General features: G+C 65.7%; 21 protein-coding genes. 15 read left to right on the top strand and 6 right to left on the bottom strand.

The genetic code is table 11. The features are described from left to right. Window positions 1-5 precede the first annotated feature (5 nt). Window positions 6-443: a tripartite tricarboxylate transporter TctB family protein gene (locus ABFG95_RS14755; protein ID WP_049077319.1), complete on the top strand. Its 438-nt coding sequence runs from the start codon at window positions 6-8 to the stop codon at window positions 441-443. After that, on the top strand, window positions 440-1,966 hold the full coding sequence (locus tag ABFG95_RS14750) for a tripartite tricarboxylate transporter permease (RefSeq protein WP_059268705.1): 1,527 nt from the start codon (window positions 440-442) through the stop codon (window positions 1,964-1,966). The genes ABFG95_RS14755 and ABFG95_RS14750 overlap by 4 nt, the downstream gene beginning before the upstream one ends. Window positions 1,967-2,134: 168 nt before the next feature. Here the strand turns inward: ABFG95_RS14750 and ABFG95_RS14745 are convergent, their stop codons facing one another. Then, complete coding sequence (locus ABFG95_RS14745) at window positions 2,135-3,301, bottom strand: pyridoxal phosphate-dependent aminotransferase (RefSeq protein ID WP_059268703.1); 1,167 nt, start codon at window positions 3,299-3,301, stop codon at window positions 2,135-2,137. A 114-nt stretch (window positions 3,302-3,415) separates the two neighbouring features. Here ABFG95_RS14745 and ABFG95_RS14740 point away from each other — a divergent pair, with 114 nt between their 5' ends. The 8 genes from ABFG95_RS14740 (at window position 3,416) to ABFG95_RS14705 (ending at window position 13,578) form a co-directional block, all read left to right on the top strand. Next, a complete protein-coding gene (locus ABFG95_RS14740; protein WP_054418877.1) occupies window positions 3,416-4,450 on the top strand; it encodes an AbrB family transcriptional regulator in 1,035 nt (344 codons plus the stop codon). A gap of 232 nt (window positions 4,451-4,682) precedes the next feature. Continuing rightward, entirely contained in the window at window positions 4,683-4,889 is a 207-nt protein-coding gene (locus ABFG95_RS14735; protein ID WP_006389561.1) for a cold-shock protein, read from the top strand. 2,498 nt (window positions 4,890-7,387) lie between these two features. Next, window positions 7,388-9,307 carry a tRNA uridine-5-carboxymethylaminomethyl(34) synthesis enzyme MnmG gene (mnmG, locus tag ABFG95_RS14730; RefSeq protein WP_059268701.1) on the top strand — a complete coding sequence of 640 codons (1,920 nt, stop codon included), beginning with the start codon at window positions 7,388-7,390 and terminating at the stop codon, window positions 9,305-9,307. After that, window positions 9,304-9,993 (top strand): 16S rRNA (guanine(527)-N(7))-methyltransferase RsmG, encoded by a 690-nt coding sequence (gene rsmG, locus ABFG95_RS14725; protein ID WP_059268698.1) that lies wholly within the window; start codon window positions 9,304-9,306, stop codon window positions 9,991-9,993. Before mnmG ends, rsmG begins: the two co-directional genes overlap by 4 nt. Beyond that, on the top strand, window positions 9,990-10,790 hold the full coding sequence (locus ABFG95_RS14720; protein ID WP_049077304.1) for an AAA family ATPase: 801 nt from the start codon (window positions 9,990-9,992) through the stop codon (window positions 10,788-10,790). The genes rsmG and ABFG95_RS14720 overlap by 4 nt, the downstream gene beginning before the upstream one ends. 12 nt (window positions 10,791-10,802) lie before the next feature. Next, window positions 10,803-11,618: a GNAT family N-acetyltransferase gene (locus tag ABFG95_RS14715; RefSeq protein WP_059268696.1), complete on the top strand. Its 816-nt coding sequence runs from the start codon at window positions 10,803-10,805 to the stop codon at window positions 11,616-11,618. A 45-nt stretch (window positions 11,619-11,663) separates the two neighbouring features. Further along, on the top strand, window positions 11,664-12,581 hold the full coding sequence (locus tag ABFG95_RS14710) for a ParB/RepB/Spo0J family partition protein (protein ID WP_026382435.1): 918 nt from the start codon (window positions 11,664-11,666) through the stop codon (window positions 12,579-12,581). After that, window positions 12,574-13,578, top strand: coding sequence for an asparaginase (locus ABFG95_RS14705; protein WP_068950225.1), 1,005 nt, complete (start codon window positions 12,574-12,576; stop codon window positions 13,576-13,578). Before ABFG95_RS14710 ends, ABFG95_RS14705 begins: the two co-directional genes overlap by 8 nt. Window positions 13,579-13,625: 47 nt before the next feature. On the opposite strand, the gene ABFG95_RS14700 is transcribed toward ABFG95_RS14705, so the two are convergent. After that, on the bottom strand, window positions 13,626-14,507 hold the full coding sequence (locus ABFG95_RS14700; protein ID WP_049077297.1) for a LysR substrate-binding domain-containing protein: 882 nt from the start codon (window positions 14,505-14,507) through the stop codon (window positions 13,626-13,628). A 130-nt stretch (window positions 14,508-14,637) separates the two neighbouring features. Here ABFG95_RS14700 and ABFG95_RS14695 point away from each other — a divergent pair, with 130 nt between their 5' ends. The 4 genes from ABFG95_RS14695 (at window position 14,638) to ABFG95_RS14680 (ending at window position 19,208) form a co-directional block, all read left to right on the top strand. Next, window positions 14,638-15,225 (top strand): hypothetical protein, encoded by a 588-nt coding sequence (locus tag ABFG95_RS14695; protein WP_054418885.1) that lies wholly within the window; start codon window positions 14,638-14,640, stop codon window positions 15,223-15,225. A 5-nt stretch (window positions 15,226-15,230) separates the two neighbouring features. Then, window positions 15,231-16,442, top strand: a complete 1,212-nt coding sequence (metC, locus tag ABFG95_RS14690; protein ID WP_278991443.1) for a cystathionine beta-lyase — start codon at window positions 15,231-15,233, stop codon at window positions 16,440-16,442. A gap of 2 nt (window positions 16,443-16,444) precedes the next feature. Beyond that, entirely contained in the window at window positions 16,445-18,040 is a 1,596-nt protein-coding gene (locus tag ABFG95_RS14685) for a rhodanese-like domain-containing protein (RefSeq protein WP_278991444.1), read from the top strand. A 166-nt stretch (window positions 18,041-18,206) separates the two neighbouring features. After that, on the top strand, window positions 18,207-19,208 hold the full coding sequence (locus ABFG95_RS14680; protein ID WP_278991446.1) for a tripartite tricarboxylate transporter substrate binding protein: 1,002 nt from the start codon (window positions 18,207-18,209) through the stop codon (window positions 19,206-19,208). 7 nt (window positions 19,209-19,215) lie between these two features. Here ABFG95_RS14680 and ABFG95_RS14675 read toward each other — a convergent pair whose 3' ends face one another. The 4 genes from ABFG95_RS14675 to ABFG95_RS14660 are packed head-to-tail and all read right to left on the bottom strand — an operon-like array spanning window position 19,216 to window position 23,786. Continuing rightward, the gene (locus ABFG95_RS14675) at window positions 19,216-19,977 is read right to left on the bottom strand and encodes a DeoR/GlpR family DNA-binding transcription regulator (RefSeq protein WP_059268689.1); all 762 of its coding nucleotides are present in this window, start codon (window positions 19,975-19,977) and stop codon (window positions 19,216-19,218) included. Window positions 19,978-19,996: 19 nt separating this feature from the next. Further along, window positions 19,997-21,679 (bottom strand): ABC transporter permease subunit, encoded by a 1,683-nt coding sequence (locus ABFG95_RS14670; protein ID WP_278991448.1) that lies wholly within the window; start codon window positions 21,677-21,679, stop codon window positions 19,997-19,999. 37 nt (window positions 21,680-21,716) lie between these two features. Then, window positions 21,717-22,724: an ABC transporter ATP-binding protein gene (locus tag ABFG95_RS14665; RefSeq protein WP_263899464.1), complete on the bottom strand. Its 1,008-nt coding sequence runs from the start codon at window positions 22,722-22,724 to the stop codon at window positions 21,717-21,719. A 51-nt stretch (window positions 22,725-22,775) separates the two neighbouring features. Next, a complete protein-coding gene (locus ABFG95_RS14660; RefSeq protein WP_278991451.1) occupies window positions 22,776-23,786 on the bottom strand; it encodes an ABC transporter substrate-binding protein in 1,011 nt (336 codons plus the stop codon). A gap of 215 nt (window positions 23,787-24,001) precedes the next feature. Here ABFG95_RS14660 and hisN point away from each other — a divergent pair, with 215 nt between their 5' ends. Further along, window positions 24,002-24,808 (top strand): histidinol-phosphatase, encoded by an 807-nt coding sequence (gene hisN, locus ABFG95_RS14655; protein ID WP_049078213.1) that lies wholly within the window; start codon window positions 24,002-24,004, stop codon window positions 24,806-24,808. Window positions 24,809-24,835 lie beyond the last annotated feature (27 nt).

Here is a 24,835-nt window from a genome sequence, read left to right as displayed (position 1 = left end):
TGATCATGAACGATCGAATACTGGGCATCGCGGCGTTGGCGCTGGCGGCCTTCATGACCTGGGCGGGGTGGGGCATCGAGGCACCGTTCGCCTATGAACCGGTGGGCCCGCGCGCCTTCCCGCTGCTGCTGGCGTTGATCATCGGCCTGTGCGGGTTGCGCCTGGCCTACAAGGGCGGCAACGCGGTCGAGCCCAATCCCGCCGGCGCCAATGGCCGCATCGCGCTGATGGTGGTGTTCGCCGCGGCGTATGCGTTCCTGTTCCAGTGGCTCGGCTTCATCATCGCCACCGCGCTGATGACGGTCTTCGTCGGCCGCCTGTTCGGCGGCGGCTGGGCCAAGTGCGCGATCGGCGGCATCGTCATGAGCGCTTTCTTCTTTGTCCTGTTCGACAAGGTGCTGGACGTGGTCCTGCCCGGCGGACTGCTGGAGAACCTGATATGAGCGGAATCCTCGATCACCTGTCGATCGGCTTTGGCGTGGCGCTGTCGTGGACCAACATCCTGGTGGCCGCGATCGGTTCATTCTTCGGCACCATGGTCGGCGTGCTGCCCGGCCTGGGCCCGATCAACGGCGTGGCGATGCTGATCCCGATCGCGTTCGCCATGAACCTGCCGCCCGAGACCGCGCTGATCCTGCTGGCGGCCGTGTACGTCGGCGCGGAATACGGCGGCCGCATCACCTCGATCCTGCTGAACGTGCCGGGCGAGGCCAGCGCCATCATGACCACGCTCGACGGTTATCCGCTGGCGCGCCAGGGGCTGGCCAACGTCGCCCTGTCGCTGTCGGCGTGGTCGGCGTTCTTCGGCGCCATCGTGTCGGTGGTGGGCATCATCCTGCTGGCGCCGCTGTTGGCCAAATGGGCGCTGGCCTTCGGTCCGGCCGAATACTTCGTGCTGATGATCTTCGCCTTCTGCTGCCTGACCAGCCTGCTCGGCAAGCAGCCCATCAAGGGCGTGCTGGCGGCGATGATCGGCTTGTCGATCTCGGTGATTGGCGTGGACGCGAATTCGGGCGTATACCGCTACACCTTCGACTCGGTGCACCTGGCCGACGGCATCGATTTCGTGGTGGTGGTGATCGCGCTGTTCGCGGTCAGCGAGATGCTGGAGATGCTCGAGAAGGTGATGGCGGGTCACAGTGTCGAGGTCAAGCCCAGCGGCCGCAAGCTGTTCAACCTGAAAGAGCTGGCCTTCACCTGGTGGAGCGTGGTGCGCAGCGCCTTCGTCGGCTTCGGCGTGGGCGTGCTGCCGGGCGCGGGCGCCAGCGTGGCCGCCGCCGTGGCCTATTCGCAGGAAAAGCGCATCATCGAAGCCAAGGATCCCGATGCCAAGTTTGGCAAGGGAGACATGCGCGGCCTGGTCGCGCCCGAAGCCGCCGCCACTTCCTCGGCCATCGGTTCTTTCGTGCCCATGCTGACGCTGGGCGTGCCGGGTTCGGGCACCACCGCGGTGATGATGGGCGCGCTGACGCTCTACAACATCACGCCGGGGCCGGTGCTGTTCGATTCCAAGCCGGAATTGGTGTGGGGCCTGATCGCCTCGCTGTTCGTGGCCAACGTGCTGCTGTTCGTCATGAATGTGCCCATGGTGCGCCTGTTCTCGAAGGTGCTGTCGGTGCCGGGCTGGCTGATGGTGCCGGGCATCCTGTGCATCAGCTACATCGGCGTGTACGCGATCAACGCGGGCACGTTCGATCTGCTGCTGGTGGCCGGCATCGGCACGCTGGGCTACTTCCTGCGCAAGTTCGGCGTGCCAATGGCGCCGCTGGTGCTGGGCGTGGTGCTGGGGGACATGATGGAACAGAACCTGCGCCGCGCCCTGTCGATAACCGACGGCAATGTGTCGGTGCTGTTCGCCAGCCCGGTCGCCATTGCGCTGTGGACGGCCGCCATCGCCGTCGTGGTGGTGCCGCAGATACTGCGCCGCGCGCGCCGGGCCAGGAAGGTTGCCGCCGAACCGGTGTGACGGGTTCCGCGCCGCGGCCCCGCCGGCGCGGGGCCGCGCGACGTCGGAGCCTGTCACGCCGGAGGTCGTTCAGGAGCGCCGCGGCGCTCCTTTTTTCATCGCCGCGTTTTGTGTCGAGACAAAACAAAAGCGCCCGGGCAGGGCGCTTTGTCTTGAACCGAGACGTTCTCAGACCTGCGCCAGGCGTTCCAGCGCCGCATCGAGCGTGGCGTCCTTCTTGGCGAAGCAGAAGCGCACGATGCGATGGTTCGATTCGGCCGCGTCGGGCTTCTGGTAGAAGGCGGAAACCGGAATCACCGTAACGCCGTGGCGCACCGTCAGGTCGCGCGCGAAGTCCGCTTCGTTCTGCTTGGAGATTTCGCTGTAGTCCGCCAGCAGGAAGAAGGTGCCGGGGCTGGGCAACGGCTTGAAGCGTGTCTTGGCCAGGCCTTGCGACAGGCGGTCGCGCTTGGCCTGGTAGAAGGCCGGCAGCGCCAGGTAAGGCTTGGGGTCGCGCATGAATTCAGCCAGTGCGAACTGCATCGGCGACGGGACCGTGAACACCATGAACTGGTGCACCTTGCGCAGCTCGGCGCTGAGCTGGCGCGGCGCGCAGCAGTAGCCGATCTTCCAGCCGGTGGTGTGATAGGTCTTGCCGAACGACGAGATCACGAATGCGTGCTCGGCCAGCAACGGGCGGCGCGCCACGCTGGCGTGCGGTTTGCCGTCGAACACGATGTGTTCGTAGACCTCGTCCGACACCAGCAGCACGCCGGTATCGCGCACGATGGCTTCGAGCGCATCCAGGTCGCTGTCGTCCAGCACCGCCCCGGTCGGGTTGTGCGGAAAGTTCAGCATCAGCAGGCGGGTCTTCGACGTGATGGCGTCGCGCACACGCTGCCAGTCGATGCGGTAGTAGGGATCGTCCGCGGTCGGCGCGCGCAGCGGCACCGGCACGGCCGTGCCGCCGGCCAGGCGGATGGCGGGCAGGTAGGAGTCGTAGCACGGCTCGATGACCACGACCTCGTCGCCGCTGTTGACCGCGGCCAGCACGGTGGCCATCAGCGCTTCGGTGGCGCCGCTGGTGACGGTGATCTCGGTTTCCGGATCGTAGGCGCGGCCGTACAGGGCCTGCGTCTTGGCGGCGATGGCCTCGCGCAACGGCGCCACGCCGGGCATGTAGGGATACTGGTTGTGGCCGTCGGCCATGGCCTTGCTGACCAGCGCGCATAGCGCGGGATCGGGATCGAAGTCCGGAAAGCCCTGGCCCAGGTTGATGGCCTTGTGCTCGATGGCCAGGCGGCTCATGACGGTGAAGATGGTGGTGCCGACGTCGGGAAGTTTGGATCGGATCATGGTGGACGCGAAAAGGAACGCTGGGTGTGCGCAAGAGTTTTCGTAAGTATCCCACTAACTCATAATTCGGGATTCTCATGAGCTTATGGCGTGGGCGGTATCGTGCTTCGGAACATGTGGTGGAGGGTCGTTGGCGGTTTGGCGATCGCGCTGGCCGGCGCGTTGCTGGCGGTATGGGCGCATCTGCCCTTGCCATGGATGCTGGGCGCGCTGCTGTTGACGGCGGCGGTGCGCATCGCGGGCGGCGGCACGGTGTGTCCACGGCCGGCGCGCAACGCCGGCCAATGGGTCATCGGCACCTCGCTGGGCCTGTATTTCACGCCACAGGTCATCGGTCATATCGGCAGCAATGCCGGCCCCATCATTGCGGGCATGCTGTTCGCATTGGGGTTGGCATTCATCGGCACGGCGCTGCTGCGGCGCTACACCGATGCGGATTTCAAGACCGCCTGGTTTGCATCGGCGATCGGCGGCGCCAGCGAAATGGCGAGCCTGGCCGAGCGCCATGGCGCCCGTATCGATCGCGTGGCGACTGCGCACAGCGTGCGGGTGCTGCTGGTGGTGGTGACGGTGCCGTTCATCTTCCAGTGGTGGGGCGTGGCAGGCCTGGATCCCACCGTGCCGGGGCCGCGTACCGTGCATGGCGCGGGCCTGGCGGAGCTGGTGGCGCTGACCTGTGTCGGCGGCCTGCTTTTCATGAAGCTGCGTTGGCCCAATCCCTGGGTATTGGGGCCGATGCTGGTGGCGATGACGTTGACCGCGTTCGGCATCGAACTGTCGGCGTTGCCGGACTACGTGCCGAAGATCGGCCAACTGCTGATCGGCTGGTCCTTGGGCGATCGGTATCGGCCGGACTTCTTTCGCGCCGCGCCGCGCTTCATCGCGGTGGTGGCGGCGTTCACGGTGGTCGCGCTGGCGCTGGCATTCGGCCTGGGCGCGTTGCTGTCCCTATGGTCTGCGGCGCCGATTCCGACGTTGATCCTGGGCACCACGCCGGGCGGCATCGCCGAGATGGCGATCACGGCCAAGGTGCTGCAGCTGGGCGTGCCGGTGGTTACCGCATTCCACGTGACCCGCATGGTATTCGTCGTGCTCGTCACGGGTCCGATGTATGCGTGGCTGGCGCGGCGGCAGGCAAATTCCGCGTAGCGGTATTGGGTTTCCAGTCAGAAAAATACGACATTGGGGAAAACAACTATATGACTCTGTAATGTGGGGTGAGTATGCTGGTTTCCGCAGTTGATTCAAGCAGCGCGCGGACTTGTCTGCCGCTTTTGCGGCAAGCGAGAACGCAGCAGCAACGCAGGTATCCCTACCGGTCGTTCAGTTCTCACGGCGTCCTTGATTCATTGCATCTCGTTAATTACAGGACGCTAGGAAAATGGCTCAGAAGGGCAAAGTTAAGTGGTTCAACGCTGACAAGGGTTACGGTTTCATCACGCCGGACGCCGGCGGTACCGATGTTTTCGCACACTTTTCCGCCATCCAGGGCCGCGGCTATCGCAGCCTGAACGAAGGCCAGGAAGTCGAATTCGAAGTCAAGGATGGTCCGAAAGGACCTCAAGCGGCCGAAATTCGCCCGCTCTAAATCGGGAAATCCCAATTTCCCGTCCGCCAGGCCAGGCCTGGCTACAACGCCCCAGAACCTCACGGTCTGGGGCGTTGTTTCATTTGGCGTGGGGCGGCTGTGTGGGCGTTCCACAGCGATTGTTAGTGTTCACTAACATATTTTCTACCCTTGGATAAGTTTGTGGATAATTATTTTGGGACATGAGCAATTCGTTGCGCAGTAATGAAGCAACAGCGATTTGCGGATGACGGTTTTGCACATTTTTGTGATGAGTCCGACGCGTTGTCCTGAAGACGTGCAACACGCCCTGCCAATACTGGAGAGCCTGTGCGAACCGAGCCAGAAGAGTGCTTTTCCCTATGAAAACCAGGCGCTTACGCCCGATTTTCGGTGTCGGGACGGCCATAGCCGCTGCTTGCCAGAGGGCCCTTTGCCGGGCCGCTAAGCCGATGTCGCACGCTTCCAGCGGTGGTTGTTCACAAAGATATCCCCATGCTGGTTATGCACAGAATGACACCCGGGATAGCCAAAAGAGGGGTGCTCAACCTGTGGATAGAAATGGGGATAGCGGTGCTGGAACAGGGTAAGTCGATTCCCGCGCGGTGCAATTGTCGCGGCGGATTGCCGCTCTGGGACGCGGGGTTATTTCATGTGGAAGAGATTTTGACCCGCGCGACGGCCCGATGACTTTTCCACAGCGCGAGCAATTAAGCTCGGCACCTGTTCGCGGGTCTCAGCCGAAAGGATGATGGCGCGAAGGAGGGGAGAGAGGCAAGATAGTTGTCCCCTCAAGCGTCGCCTGTCCATAGTTATGCACAGCGCGGCGATGGTGGCTCGGCCCGGGGGATCGGCATGTGGAAAACACCAGGAAGAGATCCGGGCGGCGATTGGACCCTTGGCCGATGTTGAAGTTCCCGCGGCGGCCGCCCCGAACTCGCAGCTCATATTCGAGATCCGGAGTCACTGACTGCCGGGCTCAGCCGCGTCCCTCCAGGCTATCTTTATCGAGCCGATAGTCCAGGCTTATCCACATCTTTTTCCACCGGTTTGTGGGCCTTCGTCGACGCCCGGAATTCCTGGTTCATGGCCGCGTCGGTTACGGGTTCTCGGGATGTGAGTCGGGGCGAATTTTCCAACCTCTTTGGGGTTTTGTGTGTTTTCCTGAATCTGGGTATTTGCCGTGACGAGAAGAATACCGTTGCGCCTTTTGCCCAGCGCGGCAGATTCTAGTCCGGGCCGGACGAGTAACTTATCCCCAGAGTTGTTCCACGTGAAACCGGGTCTTGAATGTGACGCCGGGTGTTGATAAGTCGCCGATGGGGTTCGCCAAGGGGTGGGGCCCTCGATCCGGCAGAAATAGCCCATAGCCGACTTGGCTGTGCGCTGCCAAGGGTGGCGTTACCGGCGAATCAATTGTCCGGGGACGCCAAGAATAGACCAAGGCCCGTATGGCAGGTTTCCCATACGGTTTGTCGATTCCTGGCGGCGCTTAGGTATTGCCTCCGCCAAGGTGCGACAAGTTTGTCTTAGGGGTGCAATGTTTCACGGGAATGACGGATGATATTCAAAGTGCGCGGGCCAAATAAGCGCATGTGTGTTGAGGATGGGCGCCTCGGTGGTTGATGGCTGGCAGCGCGCTGTTTCACGTGAAACGGCGAAAAATTCGACATTTCAGGGGTGGGGTAGAGGTAGGGGTGGAAAAATCGCTTTTTTCTCGACATTGGTTTCACGTGGAACGTCGATATAACCGTACTCAGGCGCTGAATTTGAAGATGCCTTTTACGTGCCAAACCGGGATGTCACCGATACTGTCTCCCGCCTGGTAGGCGTGTCACAGAGGCGCTCAGGCTCTTATCTGTGTTGTTTCACGTGGAACATTGAACAGCAGCGGGAAGATTTGTGAAAATTGATCCGAGGCTGGCTGATCCGGCTACGTGCTTATTGGCGGAAGCACGCAGGGTGTCAGATGCTGACTGGCGGTCGGGGCGATGCGGAACGCTACCCCACCGACGACGTAACCTTACGGTGGAAGGAAGCAATGTTCCACGTGAAACATAAGCACAGTCCGTCGGTGAGGTTAACTGGCGGCAAGAGGGGCAGCATAACGGAGGTTAAGCCCGGTCACGGCAACCCGAAGTCGGCGATGTTTCACGTGAAACATCGCCGGCCGAGTGCGCCCCACTTTTCTTGCGGAACGATGCTTGCGCTCAGCCCCAGGCACTTTCCACTTTTCCTAGATAATGACCGGTATTGGACAAGCCCAGGCGTAACTACGCAGTCGATGTTTCACGTGAAACATCCCGGCAGAGCGTTGTTCCACTTGCTGTTTCACGTGGAACACCGCTGAACACCGGCAATTGCCGACATATTCAAACGCCGTGCGACCCATGCCCCGTTGCCAATTTGCACACGCTCGGCGCATCTCCACCAGCTTTTCCCTGCTTGGCCATGTTTCACGTGAAACATGCCCCCCCTGCCTCTATAATGAGCACCGAACGCTCTCTTATCTCCCCATCATGGATTATCCCCGCGAATTCGATGTCATCGTCGTCGGAGGCGGCCACGCCGGTACCGAAGCGGCGCTGGCTGCGGCACGCACTGGTGCCCAGACGCTGCTGCTGACCCACAACATCGAGACCCTAGGCCAAATGTCCTGCAATCCCTCCATTGGCGGGATCGGCAAGGGCCACCTCGTCAAAGAAGTCGACGCCCTTGGCGGTGCGATGGCGCTGGCGACGGACGAAGCAGGGATTCAATTCCGCATCCTGAACGGCTCAAAGGGCCCGGCCGTGCGCGCTACCCGTGCCCAAGCCGACAGGGTGTTGTACCGCAAGGCTATCCGTGGCCGCCTGGAGAACCAGCCGAACCTCTGGCTGTTCCAGCAAGCGGTGGAAGACCTGATGGTGGAGGGCGACCGAGTGGTGGGCGCCGTGACCCAGGTTGGCCTGAAGTTCCGCGCCAAGACGGTGGTGCTGACCGCCGGCACGTTCCTGAATGGCTTGATCCACGTGGGACTGCAGAACTATTCCGGTGGCCGTGCGGGCGATCCGCCCGCGATCTCACTGGGGCAGCGCCTGAAGGAATTGCAGTTGCCCCAAGGGCGCCTGAAGACGGGCACGCCGCCGCGTATCGATGGCCGCAGCATCAACTACGGCATTCTGGAAGAGCAGCCGGGCGACCTGGATCCGATCCCGGTGTTTTCTTACATGGGCAACGTGGCCATGCACCCGCGGCAACTGCCGTGCTGGATCACGCACACCAACGCCCGTACCCATGACATCATCCGCGGCGGTCTGGACCGCTCGCCGATGTACAGCGGCGTCATCGAAGGCGTTGGCCCGCGTTACTGTCCGTCGATCGAAGACAAGATTCACCGCTTCGCCGACAAGGAATCGCACCAGGTCTTCCTGGAACCCGAAGGGCTGGACACGCATGAGGTCTATCCCAATGGCGTTTCCACCAGCCTGCCGTTCGACGTGCAACTGGCGCTGATCCATTCCCTGCCGGGCCTGGAGAACGCACATATCCTGCGCCCGGGCTACGCCATCGAATACGACTACTTCGATCCACGTGGATTGAAGAGCACGCTGGAAACCAAGGCGATCGCCGGCCTGTACTTTGCCGGCCAGATCAACGGCACCACCGGCTATGAAGAAGCCGCGGCCCAGGGCCTGCTGGCCGGCGTCAACGCCGCCCTGTCCGCGCTGGACCGCGAGCAGTGGACGCCGCGCCGCGACGAAGCTTACCTGGGCGTGCTGGTGGACGACCTGGTCACGCGCGGCGTGACCGAACCGTACCGCATGTTCACCTCGCGCGCGGAATATCGCCTCAGCCTGCGCGAAGACAATGCCGATCTGCGCCTGACCGAAATCGGCCGCCAGCTCGGTATCGTCGATGATGCCCGCTGGGATGCCTTCAACCGCAAGCGGGATGCTGTCGCGGCCGAGGTTGAACGCCTGAAGTCGTCGTGGGTCAATCCCCGTGTGCTGCCGCAGGAAGTGGCCGAACCGCTATTGGGCAAGGCGATTGAACGTGAGTACTCACTTGCAGACCTTCTGAAACGGCCCAATGTTTCCTATGAAGCGCTGATGGCCGCCCGCAACGTCGACGGCACGCTGCTGGCCGGTCCGGGCGTGTCCGCCGACGAGGTGCTGGCCGAGCAGGTCGAAATCCAGGTGAAGTACGCGGGCTACATCGCCCGCCAGCAGGACGAAGTCCAGAAGCAGATTGCGCACGAGCAGCAGCCGATTCCGGCGGACGTCGATTACGACGCCGTCACCAGCCTGTCGTTCGAGGTGCGCCAGAAGCTCAAGACCCACCGGCCCGAGACCATCGGCCAGGCCGGCCGCATCTCGGGTGTGACGCCGGCGGCGATCTCGCTGTTGCTCATCCACCTGAAGCGCCTGCACTACGGCTCGCGCAAGCAAGCCGCATGAGCGCCCAGCCCAACCCGGCCGGCGCGGACATGGCCGGCCGCCTCTCGCATGCCTTCGAGCAGCTCGGACTGCAGGCGGACGCCGCGGCGTCCGCCAAGCTGCTCGACTACCTGGCGCAGATGCAGCGCTGGAACCGGACCTACAACCTGACCGCGATTCGCGATCCACGGCAGATGCTGGTGCAGCACCTGTTCGACAGCCTGGCCGCCGTGGGGCCTTTCAGCCAGGCGCTGGGCGCGCCCGGCACGCCGGCGAAGATCTACGACGTTGGATCCGGCGGCGGCCTGCCGGGCGTGGTCCTGGCCGTCATGCGGCCCGAATGGTCGGTGACCTGCATCGACGCCGTTGAAAAGAAAACCGCATTCGTCCGGCAGATGAGCGGCGCGCTGGCATTGCCGAATCTGCAGGCGCGCCATGCGCGCATCGAAACGCTGGAACCGGCCGGCTGCAACATTGTGACGTCGCGGGCATTCGCCTCCTTGGAGGATTTTGCGATGCTCGCAGGCAGACATGTGGGCAACGATGGTACCCTCGTCGCCATGAAGGGCAAGGTCCCGGATGATGAAATCCAGGCGCTGCACGCGCGTGGTGAATGGCAGGTCGACCACATACAGCCGCTCCAGGTGCCGGAGCTGCAAGCGGAACGCTGCCTGATCTGGATGCGCCGCAGTCAAGGAACCCTATGAAGAACTTACCCCCCAGCTCGACCGCCCGCGTTTTCTGCATCGCCAACCAGAAGGGCGGCGTCGGCAAGACGACCACCGCCATCAACCTGGCGGCCGGGCTGGCCACGCACAAGCAACGCGTGCTGCTGGTGGACCTGGATCCGCAGGGCAACGCCACCATGGGCAGCGGCATCGACAAGAATTCGCTCGAGTCGAACCTGTACCAGGTGCTCATCGGTGAAGCCACCATCGAACAGGCGCGCGTGCGCTCGGAGTCGGGTGGCTACGACGTGCTGCCCGCCAACCGCGAACTGTCCGGCGCCGAGATCGACCTGGTGCAGATGGACGAACGCGAGCGTCAGCTCAAGGCCGCCATCGACACCGTCGGCAGCCAGTACGACTTCGTGCTCATCGATTGCCCGCCCACGCTGTCGCTGTTGACGCTGAACGGCCTGGCCGCGGCGCACGGCGTCATCATCCCGATGCAGTGCGAGTACTTCGCGCTCGAAGGCCTGTCCGACCTGGTCAACACCATCAAGCGCGTGCATCGCAACATCAACGACGACCTGCGCGTCATCGGCTTGTTGCGCGTGATGTTCGATCCGCGCATGACCCTGCAACAGCAGGTGTCGGCCCAGCTCGAATCGCACTTCGGCGACAAGGTCTTCAAGACCGTCGTGCCGCGCAACGTGCGCCTGGCCGAAGCGCCCAGCTACGGCATGCCCGGGGTGGTGTACGACCGTGCCTCGCGTGGCGCGCAGGCGTACATCTCTTTTGGCGCCGAGATGATCGAGCGCGTCCGTGAACTCAACAAATAAGCTGTCCGCATCATGTCCGCCGTCATCCGCCTGTCCCCGGACGCCACCCACACGCCGCCTGCCGACGTGCGGGACGGGCTGCGCGTGCGGCTGGAAGAGGCCGCGCTCAACGCCACGGCGGTGCGCGCGCAGGTGCTCTACGATGGCTGGCTGGTTCGTTACGCGCCGTCTTCGGCCAAACGGGTACGCAGCATCAATGTGCTGGGGTTATCCACACGTCCGCTCGATGAGCGGCTGGCGTATTGTTCAACGTTGTACGCGCGCCATGGCTTGCCCATGGTGTTGCGCCTGACCTCCATCGGCCCCGATTTCTCCCTGGACGCCCAACTGGCTTCCCGGGGTTACCTCCTTACCGAAGAGACCCGAGTCATGAGCATGCCGCTCGCCCCCAGGCTGGCCGCCCGGGGCGATCTGCTTTTCAGGACGGTGGACGCCGCCCGCTTTGCGGCGGCGGTCGGACGCATGCGCGAATCCCGCCCCGAGCACATCGCCGAGCACCAGGCGCGCCTGGAAGGCCTGGCTGTGGATATCCTGCCGGTGCTGGCATTCGACGCCGCTGGCGCCTGCGTGGCCGGCGGCATGGCCGTGCGCGACGGTGATCTGGCAGGCCTGTTCGACGTGGTGACGGACCCGGCGCAGCGGCGCAAGGGATACGCCGCGATGCTGGTCGACCATCTGCTGGCGCTGTGCGTCGAAGACGGCGCCAGCACGGCCTACCTGCAGGTGGAGCCGCAAAACACCGCCGCGCGCGCTTTGTATGGCCGCTACGGTTTCAAAGACTGTTACGCGTATTGGTACCGCCTGCCCGCCGAGCAGGCGGCCGCCTGAGCCCCGGCTCGGGATACCAAAAACAGAAGGAAAGAGGATTTAACTATGGCCACCAAGAAACCCAAGGGATTGGGTCGCGGACTCGACGCCTTGCTGGGCGCCGACGCGCCTGCCATCGACAATATCGGCAAGGCCCCGGCCAAGCCCGAGGGTCTGCCGTCCACCTTGCCTGTTTCGAAGATGCGGGCCGGCAAATACCAGCCGCGCACCCGCATGGACGAGGGCGCGTTGGGCGAACTGGCCGAGTCGATTCGCACACAAGGCATCATGCAACCCATTCTTGTGCGCGCGCTGAGCGATGCGCCCGGCCACTACGAGATCATCGCGGGCGAACGCCGTTTCCGCGCCGCGCAGCTGGCCGGCCTGAAGGAAGTGCCGGTGCTGGTGCGCGAAGTCGCCGACGAGAACGCGGCCGTCATGGCGCTGATCGAGAACATCCAGCGCGAAGACCTCAATCCGCTCGAAGAGGCGCATGGCGTGCGCCGCCTGCTGGACGAATTCGGCCTGACCCACGAGCAGGCCGCCCAGGCCATCGGCCGCTCGCGTTCGGCCACCAGCAACCTGCTGCGCCTGTTGAACCTGGCTTCCGCGGTGCAGACCATGCTGCTGGCCGGCGATGTCGACATGGGCCATGCGCGCGCGCTGCTGGCGGTGGACGCGGCCACGCAGATCCAGCTGGCCAACCAGATCATCGCGCGTCGCCTGTCGGTGCGCGAAGCCGAAAAGCTCGTAGCCAAGACCGCCAAGGAAGCCGAGAGCGCCGCCTCGCCCAAGAAAAAGGCCAACGGCGTGTCGCGCGACCTGACGCGCCTGGAAGAAGCGCTGTCCGATCACCTGGGCACGCGCGTGGCGCTCAAGGTCGGCGCCAAGGAAAAGGGCCAGATCGTCATCGACTTCCACGGCTGGGAACATCTGAATTCGCTGCTCGAGCGCCAAGGCCTGTCCGGGGTGGTTGATGCCTGAGCAGGCGCTGCCCGTTATCGCGGTGCTGGCCACCGGCGGCACGATCGCCGGCGCCCAGGCCGATGCCACGTCCGCCGGCTACAAGGCCGGTTCGTTCTCGGTGGGCGATCTGCTGGCGGCGGTGCCGCAATTGTCGAACCTGGCCGAGATCCGCGCCGAGCAGGTTGCCAACGTCGGCAGCCAGAACATGACGCACGACGTGTGGCGCGCGCTGGCGCAGCGTGTCGAGGCCTTGTGCGCGGATCCGTCCGTTGCCGGCATCGTCATCACGCACGGCACCGACACGCTCGAGGAAACCGCCTACTTCCTGAGCCTGGTGATTCAGCACGACAAGCCGGTGGTGCTGGTGGGCGCGATGCGTCCGGCCACCGCGCTGGGGGCGGAAGGTCCCGCCAACCTGTACAACGCGGTGGCGCTGGCGCGCCATCCCGACGCGCGCGGCCGCGGTCCGTTGGTCGTCATGAATGAAGACGTGCACTATGCCCGCGAGATCCAGAAGATCGCCAGCGCCGGCATCAACGCTTTCGCGTCGCCCAATCGCGGTCGTGCCGGCGTGATGCATGGCGGCACGCCGTGCTTCTATTCGCGCAACACCACCACGCACACGACACAAAGCGAGTTTTCACTCGCATTACTGGAACAGGCCGGCTGGCCCCGGGTGGACGTCGTCTATGCGCACGCCAATCTGCAGTCGGACGTCATCGACTTCGTCGCCCGCCACGCCGACGGTATCGTGCTGGCCGGCGTGGGCGATGGCAACGCCACCGACCTGGCCATCGACGGTCTGACGCGCGCCGCGGCCGCCGGCGTCGCGGTGGCGCGGTCCAGCCGTACCGGCAGCGGCTTCGTCGCGCGGGATGTCGAACTGGACGACGCGGCCCTCGGCTTCATCGCCGCCGGCGATCTCAATCCGCAGAAGGCCAGGATCCTGCTGATGCTGGCACTATGCGTCACGCGCGACACCGCGGCGCTGCAGCGCTGCTTCGATCGTTATTGAGATACGCAGGGCATTCAAGGGGCCGCCTTTGAATGCCCGCGCCAGCGTCATGGACCGACCGGCGCATCCGCGCCATGCGCCAGCCCCAGGCTGGTCCGCAACATGTCATAGACCTGCCGCGTCAGCGGATTGATCAGGTCGCGCCTTATCCACAGGAAGTAGGTCACGTCCGGCAAGGGCGGCAGCCCCTCCTTTTCTCCCAGCACCCGCATTTCCGGCGCCAGCAGCTCGACGCTGCGCGCCGTCACGCCCAAGCCTGCCCGCAGCGCGGCCTTGATGCCGACCAGGTTGGGCGCGACGTAATTGGTGTGCCAGCGTACCTGCGCCTGTTCCAGGGCCGTCAACGCCAGCCGGCGGAAGATACTGGGCTCGTCAGCAAGCACCAGTGGCACGGGCGCGGTCACATCGTGGACATAGTCGGCTGAAGCCAGCCACACCGTGGGCGAAGTGCGCAATGCCACCCCTTCGAAGTCCTGGTCGAAACGCGTCGAGATCGTCAGGTCCAGTTCGCCCGCGCGTAGCGCGTCCATCAGGAACGGGCTGCGGTCGGTGCGGATCTCCAGTTTCACGCGCGGCGCCGAGCGCGCGATATGAGTCAGCAGCGTCGGCAGGATGGTGTCCGCCACATCCAGCGGCGCGCCCAGGCGCAGGTCGCCCTCCAGCGGGCCGTCCTGCAGCGCGCGCAACGCCTCGTCGTTGATGGCAAGCATATGGCGCGCGTATTCCACCAGCCGCCTGCCATGCGAGGACAGGATCTTGTTGCGGCCCTGCTTTTCGAACAAGGGCAGGCCAAGCGTCGCTTCCAGCCGCTGCATCTGCTGCGTCACCGCCGATTGCGTCTTATGCAGCCGGTTGGCGGCCTCGGAGAACGTTTCGTGGCGCGCGATCGCGGTCAGCGTACGCAGCAGGTCGAGGTCGAGATGGCGCATGGCGGGTGCAGCAAAGGGCAGGGGAAGTATTAGAAACGCTTATGGAATATTAAGGCAATTTAAATTGTTGGACCTCGCTTGCGGCGATACAGTGGCTCAAATAACTCATGGAACACGAGGGAAAATCACTGTGAGCACCACGCACCCCCACCAGCAGGGCATCGACACTGCCATCGGAAATATTAAAAATACTTTAGGAAATAAGGGCCTGAACCGCAACAGCCTGAAGGCCGTGCTGGATGAGCTGATCGGCCTGGCCAGCCACACCGACTGGTGGGGCCAGGACCGCTACCCGGCGCCGGAAGAGGGCGAGCGCCAGGCGCGCTACCTGATCGGCGAAGACGCCGACAAGCGCTACGCGCTCTACCTGAACGTGATGCGCCCCGGCAAGCAGATCGTGCCGCACAACCACACCACCTGGGCCTGTATCGCCGCCGTGGAAGGGGTGGAATACAACTACGTCTACGACCGCACCGACGACGGTTCGGTGCCGGGCGTGGGCCGCCTGGAAAAGACCGGCACCGTGGTGGTGGGACCCGGCACCGGCATCGCGCTGATGCCCGACGACATCCATGCCGTCGAGATCCAGGGCGACAGCGTCATCCGCCACCTGCACATGTATGGCCGCGCCCTGGAGACGCTGACCGAACGACTCGCTTTCGACCTGGCGGCAGGCACCTGCAAGGTCATGCCGATCGGCGTGCAGACGCGTCGCTGAGCATCATGAACAAGCCCCTGCGACCCGCGACGCGCCTGCTGCGCGCCGGGCGTCCCCATGCCGGCTGGGTCAATACCCCGGTCACGCGCGCCAGCACGTTTGTGTTCGACAGCGTCGCGGCCTGGCGTGACACCCGCGCCCGCCGCGAACAGGAACGCCTGCCGTCATACGGCGCGCGCGGCACCGACAGCACGCACGCGCTGGAAGACGCGCTGGTCGAGCTGGAGCAGGGCCATCGCGCCCAGCTGTATCCCACGGGTCAGGCCGCCATCGCCGTCGTGCTGCTGGCCTATCTGCGCGCCGGCGATCACGTGCTGGTGACCGACGCGGTCTATGAACCGGTGCGCCGCTTCTGCGCCGAGCACCTGGCGCGGCTGGGCATCGAATTCACCTTCTATCGGCCGGACGGCGCCGGCCTGGCGCAGCTGCTGCGTCCCAACACGCGCATGATCTATGCCGAGTCGCCCGGCTCGCTGACCTACGAGATGCCGGACCTGCGGCAGCTGGCCGAGTTGGCGCGGCGCCACGATTGCTGGCTGGCTGTGGATAACACCTGGGCGTCGGGATTGCTATGCCGGCCGCTGGCGCTGGGCGCGGATATCTCGATCCTCGCCGCCACCAAATACCTGGGCGGCCATGCCGACGTGATGATGGGCGCGGTGGTGACCAATGCCCGCGCCTGGCGCGCGCTGGAACGCGCCAGCATCGACTTCGGCCAGACCGTCGGCGCCGACGACGCCTTCCTGGTGCTGCGCGGCATGCGTTCGCTGCCGCTGCGCATGGCGCAGCACGCCCGCAGCGCCTTGCGCGTGGCCCAGTGGCTGCAGGGCAGGGCGGAAGTGGCGCGCGTGCTGTGCCCGGCCTTGCCCGACGATCCCGCGCATGCGGTCTGGCGGCGCGAATGCTCCGGCGCCAACGGCCTGCTGACGCTTGAGTTCGCCGCCGGCATCGCCGACGCCGACATGGAACGCGCCATCGACGCGCTGCGCCTGTTCGGCATCGGCGCCTCCTGGGGCGGCTTCGAAAGCCTGGTGATTCCCGTCAATCTGGCCAAGGCGCGTTCCCTGCCCGTCGCCGCGCACGGCGCCATGTTGCGCCTGCATATCGGCCTGGAGGACCCGGACGACCTGATCGCCGACCTCGAACAGGCATTCGGCCAATTGCGGCCGAGCCTGCAGGCCCCGAACTCCCATTCTCCCGATTCCCTGCGGATTTAACGATGCATTCCCATTCCGACCTGAAACTGGCCGATATCGACTCGCACACCCTCAAGGGCTGGCTGCACGACGGCGGCGAGATTGCGCTGCTGGACGTGCGCGAACACGGCCAGTATGGCGAGTCCCATCTGTTCTATGCGGCGCCCGTGCCGTTCAGCCGGCTCGAGGCCGACATCGCGCGCCTGGCGCCGCGCCGCGACGTGCGCCTGGTGGTTTATGACGAAGGCGGCGATGACGACGTCGCCGCGCGTTCGGCGACAGCGTTGCGCGCCCTGGGCTACACGCGGGTCTATCGCCTCGCCGGCGGCATCGCGCAATGGCAGCGCGACGGCTACGCGGCCTTCGCCGGGGTCAACGTGCCGAGCAAGACCTTTGGCGAACTGGCCGAAGAGGTTTTCCACACCCCGCGCATCAGCGCCGCCGAGCTGGCCGAGCGCCAGCGCCGTGGCGACAACCTGATTGTGCTGGACGGCCGGCCCTACAGCGAGTACCAGAAGATGAGCATTCCCGGCGGCATCTGCTGCCCCAACGGCGAGCTGGCCCTGCGCGCCCACACGCTGGCGCGCGACCCGAACACCACCATCGTGGTCAATTGCGCCGGCCGCACGCGCAGCATCATCGGCGCACAGACGCTCATCAACCTGGGCGTCCCCAACCCCGTCTATGCGCTGGAGAACGGCACGCAGGGCTGGTATCTGGCGGACTTCAAGCTGGACCACGGCGCCAGCCGCCGCTACGACGACGCCGTTGCCGCCGCGGACCTGCCCGACCTGGCGCAGCGCTCGGCCGGCCTGGCGCGTCGTCATGGCGTGCCGGAAGTGAATGCCGCGCAGGTACGCGCATGGCTCGACGACGCCAGCCGCAGCACCTTCCTGTGCGACGTGCGCAGCGCCGAGGAATTCGCGCGCGGCTCGCTGCCAGGCGCCCAGCACACGCCTGGCGGCCAGTTGATCCAGGCCACCGACCAATACCTGGCGGTGCGCGGCGCACGCATCGTGGTGTTCGATGGCGAAGGCGTGCGCGCGCCGGTGGTGGCCAGTTGGCTGCGCCAGATGGGCTGGGACGCGAGCGTGTTGCGGGAAGGCGTGGCCGCCGACCTGCAAGCGCCGCTCGCCCCGGCGGCGGAGCCCGCGTTGACGCTGCTCGACGACGCGGCCCTGGTCGACGCGCAGGCGCAAGGCGCCCAGTTGCTCGACATCCGTCCCAGCATGCGCTATCGCGCGCAGCACATCGATGGGGCGCGCTGGTCGGTGCGGCCGCGTTTTGCCGACCTGGCGCTGGATCCCTCGCGTCCGCTGGTGCTGCTGGCCGAAGAGCGCGCGGTGGCCGCCTGGGCCGCGGCGGACCTGCGCGCGCTCGGCGTGCGCGACGTCAAGGCCAACCTGGGCACGCCCGCGGGCTGGTCGGCTGCCGGCCTGGCGCTGGTGTCCACGCCGGCCGAACCGGCCGACGCCGATTGCATCGACTACCTGTTCTTCGTGCACGACCGCCACGACGGCAACAAGGCCGCCGCGCGCCAGTACCTCGCCTGGGAGACCAACCTGGTCAAGCAGATCGACGCGCGCGAACGCGCCGCCTACCGCTTCCCGGCCGGGTGACCGCCGCGACTGCATGACCCTCGCGGCCGCCATGGCGGCCGCGCGCAACGCTTCATCCGATCAGCACGCCCCGACGCTTTCGACGGCGGGGCGCGGACGGTTCATGGCGAACCGAAATGCAATGGACGGCCGAGCATCCGGCCGCCAACCACAAGGGGAAATACCGATGAACAAGCTCAACCTGCAGCATGCCTGCAAGACCGCCGCGGCCCTGGCCTGCCTGGCCTGGGGGATGAATGTCCACGCCCAGGCGCCGGCGCCATTGGCCGACTATCCCAAGCAGGCGATCACCGTGGTGTCGCCGTTCCCGCCCGGGGGCGGCAATGATGGCGTGGCGCGTCTCATCGCGCAGGAACTGGGCGCCCTCATCGGCCAGAGCGTGGTGGTGGAAAACCGCTCCGGCGCGGGCGGCAACGTTGGCACCTCGCAGGTGTCGCGCGCCAAGCCCGATGGCTACACGCTGGTGATGTCGCAGACCAGCGTCATGGCGGTCAATCCGCGCCTGTACAAGAACGTCGGCTTCGATCCGCTCAAGGATTTCGTGCCGATCTCGCAGATCACCTCGGCGCCGCTGGTGCTGGTGGCGCGCAGCGAAAGCGCCTACAAGTCGCTGGGCGACTACCTGGACGCCGCGCGCAAGCAGCCCGGCGTCATCACCTACGCCACGCCCGGCAACGGTACCATGAGCCACCTGATGGGGGCGCTGCTGTCGCAGAAGGCCAACGTCAAGCTGGTGCACGTGCCGTACCGTGGCGCCGCGCCCGCCATCACCGACCTGATGGGCGGCACGGTCGATATGCTGATCACCTCGCCGGCCTCGGCCGAGCCGATGGTGGCGGCCGGCAAGCTGCGCATCCTGGCGCTGAGCCATGAGAACGGCATCGGCATCTTCAAGGGCGCGCCCACGCTTGGCCAATCCGGCATGGACGGCATCACGGCCGACGACTGGTACGGCCTGTTCGCGCCGGCCGGCACGCCGCCCGAACGCGTCGCCTACCTGGCGCAGGCGGTGGCGCAGGCCATGAAGTCGCCTAACGTCATCGCCAAGATCCAGGCGGGCGGCAGCCAGCCCGTCGGCAGCGCGCCCAATGCGTTCGGCAAGCGCCTGCAGCAGGACACCGCGTACTGGGCAGACATGGTGAAGGTTGCGGGTGTGTCGGTGGATTGAGGCGGCGCTACACCACCAGCATCTTGCCGACCGCGTTCTTCAGGGCCGCGAAGGCCGGCTGCTTCTGCGCATTGGTGTTGGTGACGAGGTGATCGATGCGGTTCACCTCGCAGTACGACACCCGGCTGCACAGGCCGATCTTGCTGAAGTCGGCCAGCAGGATGCGCTGCTTGGCGTTGGCCGCCATGGCGCGCGCCACCTCGGCTTCGCGCAGGTCGTAGCTGGTGGCGCCGCATTCGGCATCCACGCCCACCGGCGACAGCAACGCCACGTCGGCGCGGTAGCGATGGATCTCGGCGATGGTGATGTCGCCGGCGGTGGCGCACACCGGCCCGCCCACCGATCCGCCCAGCATGATGAGTTCATTGGCGCCGCTACCGGCGGCGCCGACCTTGAGCGCCACGTCGAACGAATTGGTGATGAGGGTCAGGCCGCTCAGCTTGGCCAGCTCGTCCGCCAGCATGCTGGTGGTGCTGCCGGCGTCCAGGAACAGCGTCTGGCCGCTCGTCACCAGGCCGGCGGCGGCGCGCGCGATGGCGCGCTTGTACTTGACGCGGGTGTGCACGCGCTCGGTGATCGGCGGCTCGCTGTGCACCGGCACCGCGCCGCCATGCACGCGGCGCAATTCGCCCATCGCCTCCAGTTCCAGCAGATCGCGCCGGACGGTCTCCCGCGATACCCCCAATTCGCCGACGATACGGTCGGTCGATACCTGCTGCAGCGAAGACAGCAGGGCGCGGATTCTCTGATACCGCTCTTCTTGCCACATATCGGATGCTTCCTAATCTCTATTTGCGGCGTCGCGTCGGCAGCGCGATCAACGCGCGCATCGCCAGCAGCGAACCGCCCACGACCAGCATGATAAGCGTCGAATAGGCCGCCGCCTGCGAGACGAATCCCGCTTCGTCCAGCCGCAGTACGGAAACCGGCGCGACGCTGACCGACGGCGTGACCAGGAAGATCACCGCCGACAGCGTCACCATGGAACGCATGAACAGGAAAAAGAACACGCCCAGCACCGTTGGGGCGATCTGCGGCAGCACCGCGTCGCGCAGCACCTGCAGGGTGCCGCCGCCCAGGCAGTTCACCGCCTCCTCCAGCGCCTGCGGCACCGCGCGCATGCCGGTCATCATCGTCAGGAAGCCCTGCGTGTGATAGTGGTAGAAGTTGCACAGCGCGATCAGCGCGGCGCTGCCATACAGCGCGTAGAGCGGATTGGCGGGCGAGTTGAAGGCGAAGATGTAGGACAGCCCCAGCACCAGCCCCGGCACGCCCACCGGCAGCACCGACACCAGGTACACCAGCTTGGCCCAGGCGCGCGGGATGCGGCAGACACCGAAGGTCAGGAAGAACAGCAGCAGCACCCCGCCGGCCGCGGCCGCCAGCGACAGGTATAGCGAGGTCCACAACGGCGCATAACCGCCGCTGACGGTGATGTCGTAGTGCTTCAAAGTCCACTCCATGCGGTAGGGCCACAGCCGCATGAAGCTCGCGAACACCACCGTGCCCACCGTCACCACGATGGCGCTGGCGCACAGCAATACGCCGGCCGTGAACGCCAGGTCGCGGCCGCGCGCCGGCTGCGGCGTGACGCGCAGCCCGCTGGGCGAGGCGGCGCCGAACTGGCGCTGCGACGCCACCCGTTCGATCTGCACCGAGATCAGCGACGGCAGCAGCAGCAGGATGCCGACCACCGAGCCCATGCCGAAATTCATCTGCCCCGACACCTGGCTGTAGATCTCGGTGGCCAGCACGCGATAGTTGCCGCCGATCACCGCGGCGTTGCCGAAGTCGGTGATGGTGATGACGAACACGACGAACGCCGCGCTCAGCAGCCCGAATTTGCAGTTGGGCAGCGTGATGTCGAAGAACTGCCGCGCGCTCGACGCGCCCATCACCTCGGCCGCGTCGTAATAACGCGCATCGGTGTTGCGCAGCGCCGCCTGCAGGATCAGCACGGCCTGGGGCAGGGCGTAGAACACGTTCGAGATCAGCAGGCCCCAGAAGCCGTAGATATCGAATTCCCACCCGGTCCAGCGATGCACCAGGCCGTTGCGGCCGAGCAGAAAGATCAGTCCCAGCCCCTGCACCAGCGACGGCGCCAGCAGCGGCAGCACCAGCGCCAGTTTCACCAGCGCCTTGCCGCGCATGCGGCTGCGGTCCAGGCCGAAGGCGATGGCAAAGCCCAGCAGCAGGCTGACGACGGTGGTGGCCGCGCTCATCGTCAGGCTGTTGGCGGTGGCGGTCAGAATGCCGCGGGTGGCGAACACGTCGGCGTAGTTGCCCAGGCCGATAGCGCCGTCCTTTTCCACCAGGCTGCGCCAGCCGACCGTGGCCAATGGATACAGGAAGAACAACGCCAGCCCGGCCATCGGGATGCCGACGCAGGTCCAGAGCAACACCCGGTCCAGCGACACGGACGCGCGGCCGGCGCGGGACGACGCGGCGGCGCCGATACGAACCGTATTCATACTCGGACTCCCGCGCGTGCCGGCGTGGCGGACGCAGTCATACGCGAACCCAGGCGCATTGCTCCGGCGCCATGTCCAGCCGCACGGGCGCGCCCTGCGACAAGCCTGCCGCGCCCTGTTGTTCGACCAGCAACTCGCGGCCTCGCCAGTCCACCCGCACGCGCGTCAGGTTGCCCATGAAGGTCATTTCGCGCACCCGGCCCGGCCCGCGCTCGTCGGCGGCGATGCGCAGGCTTTCCGGCCGCAGGCAGGCCTCGAAACGCTCGCTGGCGCCATCGGGCCGGGTCGCCAGCAACGCCGGCATGGCCTCGCGCACCCAGTCGGTCGGCAGCAGGTTGCTCAGGCCGACGAAGTTGGCGACGAAGCGTGTGCTCGGCCGCAGATACAGATCGGAGGGCGTTCCCACCTGCTCGACGCGGCCGTCATTCATGCACACGATCTTGTCGGCCAGCGTCAGCGCTTCCTCCTGGTCGTGCGTCACCATGATGGTCGGTATCCGCAGGCGGCGCTGCACCTCGTGGATCTCGGCGCGCATGTCGGTGCGCACGCGCGCATCCAGCGCCGACAAGGGTTCGTCCAGCAGGATCAGCGCCGGGTCCACCGCCAGCGCGCGCGCCAACGCCACGCGCTGCTGCTGGCCGCCGGACAACTGGTGGGGATAACGCTGTGCATAATCCGGCAGCTTGATCAGCGCCAGCAATTCGCGCACCCGTGCGTCGATGCGCTCGCGCGTCTCGCCGCGGATGCGCAACCCGTAGCCGACGTTCTCGGCCACGGTCATGTTGGGAAACAGTGAATACGACTGGAACACGATGCCAAAGCCGCGCTTGCGCGCCGGCAGCGCCGACAGGTCGCGTCCGCCCAGGGTGATGGTGCCGCTGTCGAACGGCAGCAACCCGGCGACGATGCGCAGCAGGGTCGTCTTGCCGCAGCCGCTGGGTCCCAGCAGGCAGACGAATTCATGTTCGCCCACCGACAGGTCGATGCCTTCCAGCGCCACCGCGCCGTCGAAGGTCTTGCGGATCCCGCGCAATTCCAGGTACATGGCCGCTCCAGGCGGTGGCGTGGCGGCCGGCGGCGCCGGCCGCGCGCGCCGTCAGCGTTTGATGGTGTCCTGCCAGGTCTTGATGATGGCGTCGCGTTCCGCCGCCGATTTCTGGAAGTCCACCGGATACAGCACGGCGGTCAGGTCCTTGGGCAAGCCCGCGGCTTCGGCCGCCTTGTTGGGGGCGGCGCCGGGAATCGTCACCAGTTCCTTGTACTTGCTGTACAGCCCGCCGGCCTGCGCCGACAGCGTCCAGTCGAGGAAGCGCTTGGCGTCCGCGGGATTCTTCGACGTCTTCATCAGGCCGGAGGCTTCGAGTTCATAGCCCACCCATTTCGACGGGATCACCATCTTCACCGGAAAGCCTTCCTCGATCGATTGCATCGCCGGGAACGCGAACGACACGCCGATCGCATACTCGCCGGCGCGCGCCATCTTGCAGGGGCGGGAACCCGACGGCGTGTACTGCGCCACGTTCTTGTCCAGGTCCTTGAGCAGCGCCCAGCCTTTCTCGGCGCCCAGGCCCTGCAGCAGCGCCACGATCTGCAGATAACCGGTGCCGGATGCGGCCGGACTGGGGATGACGATCTCGCCCTTGTAGACCGGCTTGGTCAGGTCTTCCCATGAGGTCGGCATCGGCAGGTTCTTGGACTTGAGCCGGTCGGTGTTGACACAGAACGCGGCCACGTAGCCGGTGGCGGCGAACCACTTGTTGTCGGCGGCCTTGTATTGCGCCGGCAGGGCGTCGATGCCCTTGGCCGCATAGGGCTCCAGCAGCTTCTGCAGGCGCGGATCCAGCATGTTGCTGACGGCAAATCCCCAGATCACGTCCTGCTGCGGATTGCCGGCCTCGGCGATCAGGCGCGCGCCCAGGTCGCCGGTGGACAGCCGCAGCACGTTCACCTTCACGTCCGGCAGCGCGGCATTGGCGGCCTTCAGGTAGGCGGCGATCTCGTCTTCCTCCAGCGCGGTGTAGACGGTGATGGCGCCAGCGTGGACGGCCTGGGTCAAAACTAGGGAAATCACTGCAACCACGAGACCAAGCTTCTTCTTACATTGCATGATGGGACTCCGGAAAGGAATACACGGCAACGGCGATGAGCTGCTTTTCTGCGAACGGCGACCTGCGGGGCGGGGCGGTAGGGTTGCGCGAGGAAACGTTGCGTTTCCCGGGTTGCGTTTTTAGGTATATTTGCAAATTTGTGGCAACGTGTCTAGACTGGAAAAACCCGAATCGCATGGGTCTTTCCGCGCCGCGTTACGCCTCGGAGCTCGTCATGCAAACTTCGCCGCCGCTTACCGCGCAGCAATTGGCCGCGTTTTCCTCGTTCGCCCAGACGCTGGCGGACCAGGTCAGGCCCTTGTCGCGCCAGTGGTTCCGCCACCCCCTGATGGTCGAAACCAAAGCGGATGAAAGTCCCGTCACCCGTGCCGACCGCGAGGTCGAGCAGGCGTTGCGCGAAGCCATCGCCCGCCAGTATCCGGATCACGGCATCTTCGGCGAGGAATACGGCGCCAGCCATGCGGAGGCCGAGTGGGTGTGGTCGCTCGATCCCATCGACGGCACCCGCGCCTTTATCTCCGGCAATCCCCTGTGGGGCACGCTGCTGGGCCTGCTGCACCGCGGCCGCCCGGTGCTGGGCCTGATCGACATTCCCATGATGGCCGAACGCTGGCTGGGCGTTGCCGGTTCGCCCGCGCGCCTGAACGGCGAACCCTGCCGCGCGCGCCCCTGCACCGAACTGGACCAGGCGATTCTCTACGCCACCTCGCCCGACATCTTCGAAGGCGCCGACCTGGACGCGTTCGAGGCGCTGGCGCGCTCGGTGCGCATGCGCCGCTATGGCGGCGATTGCTACAGCTATGGCCTGCTGGCCAGCGGCCATGTCGACCTGGTGGTCGAGGCCGGCCTGCAGCCGTATGACTATCTGGCGCTGATGCCCGTGATCGAAGGCGCGGGCGGCGTCATTACCGATTGGTCGGGGCAGCCGTTAGGCCTCGCGTCGCAGGGCCGCGTGATCGCGGCCGCCACGCCGCAACTGCATCGCGAGGCGATGCGGATGCTGGGGGCGGCCGTGACCTGATACACCGCGCCCCGCGACCCCGCACGT

This window comes from Achromobacter sp. HNDS-1, from assembly GCF_040084795.1.
GTDB lineage: Bacteria > Pseudomonadota > Gammaproteobacteria > Burkholderiales > Burkholderiaceae_B > Achromobacter > Achromobacter ruhlandii.
Note: the sequence above shows the minus strand (reverse complement) of the source record. Positions and strands in the feature narration are given on the sequence as shown.